We start from the raw sequence: 2,236 nt of genomic DNA, 5'->3' as shown, positions 1-2,236 counted from the left end.
TCACCCTAAAAACCGCTACACTTATCCACAGTCGCCGTAATGACAGGCGGCTATCGTCCCTGGTCAGAATTCAAACGGAACACCTGGTCAGTATTGGACCGGCGCCAACACGCCGGTTCATCGTCAACCAAGGCCGCCGGTCAGGCATCGAACGCCACCAGAGCATCGCCAGCGGTTACTTGACTGTATCGCAAACGAGATACATAATTGCGGAAACGGAGGATTCGATCATGGCCCATTCCACGATGCTGCACGTCCGGGTGGACGACGAAATCAAGGCGCAAGCCAGCGAGGCACTGGCAGCCATGGGGCTGTCGGTGTCTGATGCCGTGCGCATTCTGCTCAAGCGCGTGGTGAACGACCAAGCCTTCCCACTGGAGTTGAAGGTGCCCAACGCCCAGACCCGCGCGGCGATGGAAGAAGCCCGCGCCATGGCAAAGGCGCGGACCGCCCGCTTTAACTCTGCCGACGCCCTGATTGATGACCTCGAAAAAGCCCGCCAGCAGTAAGCGGGCAGCGCCACCCAGGGCGTGCGACTACACCAAAACTTTCCTCAAAGACTGGGAACGCCTCTCGCGCTCTGGCCGCTATGACCTGAAGCGGTTGAAGGAGGCAATGCTGCTGCTCATCGGCAACGATGCGCCGCTGGGGCCCGAATGGCTGGACCACCCGCTCAAGGGCGACTGGGTCGACCACCGCGAATGTCACATCGGCGGCGACTTCCTGCTGATCTACCGCCTTGATGGCAACGCCATCATCTTTGTGCGGGCGGGCACACACTCTGAATTGTTCGAGGAGTGATCTGTGGGGATTGAATTACTGCCGACTTTCACCAAGCCCGCCCGCCAGCGCTGGGAAGCTATCCCAGCCGACAACCGCCAGCGGCTGCTGTCCAATGTCTGGTGTGGGCAGTGCCGTCATGAAACAACGATTACCAATTTCAGTGGCGCCATCAAGGGCGGCGACTTGCTGCTGGTGGGCAAGTGCGCCGAATGCCGCAGTGATGTGGCACGGGTGATCGAGGGCTCGTAATCCCGTCAGGCATCAAACCTCGCCACCACCTCCCGCTGCGCCACCCACTCGGTCGGCAGCGGGTTCCGCTGAAACCACAGCAGGCCTGTGCTGCGAACGGGGTGGGGGCAGCAACCCATGGGGCATGCAGCACTACGGTCTTGGGCAGATCGCATGGCTGGAACTTTGCCACAAAGTAATGCACTAAGTGTTACCATTCAGCCATGATTCGAGTTTTCAAAACCCGCCATTTTTGCCGCTGGATGCGCAAGACTGAGCTCACTGACCGCGCGCTGCGTGCAGCGGTCGAGGAAATGAGCAAAGGGCTGATCGATGCCGATTTGGGCGGCGGGGTGGTCAAGAAGCGGATCGGGCTCGCAGGTCGCGGCAAGCGCAGTGGTGCCAGAACGCTCGTGGCCACCAACAAGGGTGACCGCTGGTTCTTCGTTTTCGGATTCGAAAAGAATGTTCGTGCCACGATCAGCACTGACGAACTGGAGGCCCTGCAAGACATTGCTCAGGCCTTACTTGAAAGAAACTCGCAGGAGCTCGAACTCGCCGTTGCCGATGGTTCGCTAGAGGAGATTTGCGATGACCGTGAAGATTAAGGCCAAGAGCGCCATTCTGGAGGCCGTGCATGAAACGGCAGGTGATCTTCACCGCCTGGGATTTATTGACCAGCGCAAGATGCGCAAGATTGACGCGCTGTGTCTGGACCCCATCCCCGAGTACGACAGTGCGAGGATCCGCGCCCTACGAGAGCGCCACAAGCTGAGTCAGGCGGTGCTGGCGTCAGTGCTCAATACCAGTCTATCGACGGTGCGGCAGTGGGAACTCGGTGGTAAGCATCCCAGCGGCGCATCTCAGAAGCTACTGAACCTGCTTGATCGTAAAGGGCTTGAGGCTTTGATCTAAAGCCAAGCACAAACGTCCAGCTGCAGCGCCGGGCGGATGGCATGGTGCCGGCGTGCCGTGATCGGTTGCGTAACCGGGGATCGAACTCCTGACCGCCATTCGTGCGAGTGCCAGGTAGTTCTTGATCTTGACGAAGTAAGGAATAGTCCTTACTACATAGCTCCTGTGCAGGAGATCAGAAATGCCCCCCATTCACGAAGTGAGGTGCCCTACGTTTTCCGTCTTCCAACCGGTCGTCTTCATGCTGCCATTTCTTGCTGATCCTGTCGTGCGATCCAGTTCTGCAGGAACGTGGTCGGCGACAGATATC

5 protein-coding genes are annotated in these 2,236 nt (G+C 58.9%); all 5 read left to right on the top strand.

Annotated features, from left to right (window positions below):
- The coding region (locus MXC99_RS17035; RefSeq protein ID WP_432654217.1) for a type II toxin-antitoxin system RelB/DinJ family antitoxin at window positions 1-509 on the top strand (509 nt) is incomplete at its 5' end.
- Window positions 481-801, top strand: a complete 321-nt coding sequence (locus tag MXC99_RS00500) for a type II toxin-antitoxin system YafQ family toxin (protein WP_247723686.1) — start codon at window positions 481-483, stop codon at window positions 799-801. The genes MXC99_RS17035 and MXC99_RS00500, both read left to right, overlap by 29 nt.
- Before the next feature lie 3 nt (window positions 802-804).
- A complete protein-coding gene (locus MXC99_RS00495) occupies window positions 805-1,032 on the top strand; it encodes a hypothetical protein (protein ID WP_247723685.1) in 228 nt (75 codons plus the stop codon).
- A gap of 203 nt (window positions 1,033-1,235) precedes the next feature.
- The gene (locus MXC99_RS00490) at window positions 1,236-1,619 is read left to right on the top strand and encodes a type II toxin-antitoxin system RelE/ParE family toxin (RefSeq protein ID WP_247723684.1); all 384 of its coding nucleotides are present in this window, start codon (window positions 1,236-1,238) and stop codon (window positions 1,617-1,619) included.
- Window positions 1,603-1,926, top strand: a complete 324-nt coding sequence (locus MXC99_RS00485; protein WP_247723683.1) for a helix-turn-helix domain-containing protein — start codon at window positions 1,603-1,605, stop codon at window positions 1,924-1,926. The genes MXC99_RS00490 and MXC99_RS00485 overlap by 17 nt, the downstream gene beginning before the upstream one ends.
- Window positions 1,927-2,236 lie beyond the last annotated feature (310 nt).

The sequence above is a fragment of the Thauera aromatica genome, from assembly GCF_023093595.1.
In the GTDB taxonomy this organism is placed as follows: domain Bacteria; phylum Pseudomonadota; class Gammaproteobacteria; order Burkholderiales; family Rhodocyclaceae; genus Thauera; species Thauera aromatica_A.
This window is presented reverse-complemented; position numbering and strand designations above follow the sequence as displayed.

Excerpts from the sequence above, each read along its gene's own strand:
- MXC99_RS00490 (WP_247723684.1), top strand. The coding sequence starts at position 1,236 with ATGATTCGAGTTTTCAAAACCCGCCATTTTTGCCGCTGGATGCGCAAG.
- MXC99_RS00485 (WP_247723683.1), top strand. The coding sequence starts at position 1,603 with ATGACCGTGAAGATTAAGGCCAAGAGCGCCATTCTGGAGGCCGTGCAT.
- MXC99_RS00500 (WP_247723686.1), top strand. The coding sequence starts at position 481 with ATGACCTCGAAAAAGCCCGCCAGCAGTAAGCGGGCAGCGCCACCCAGG.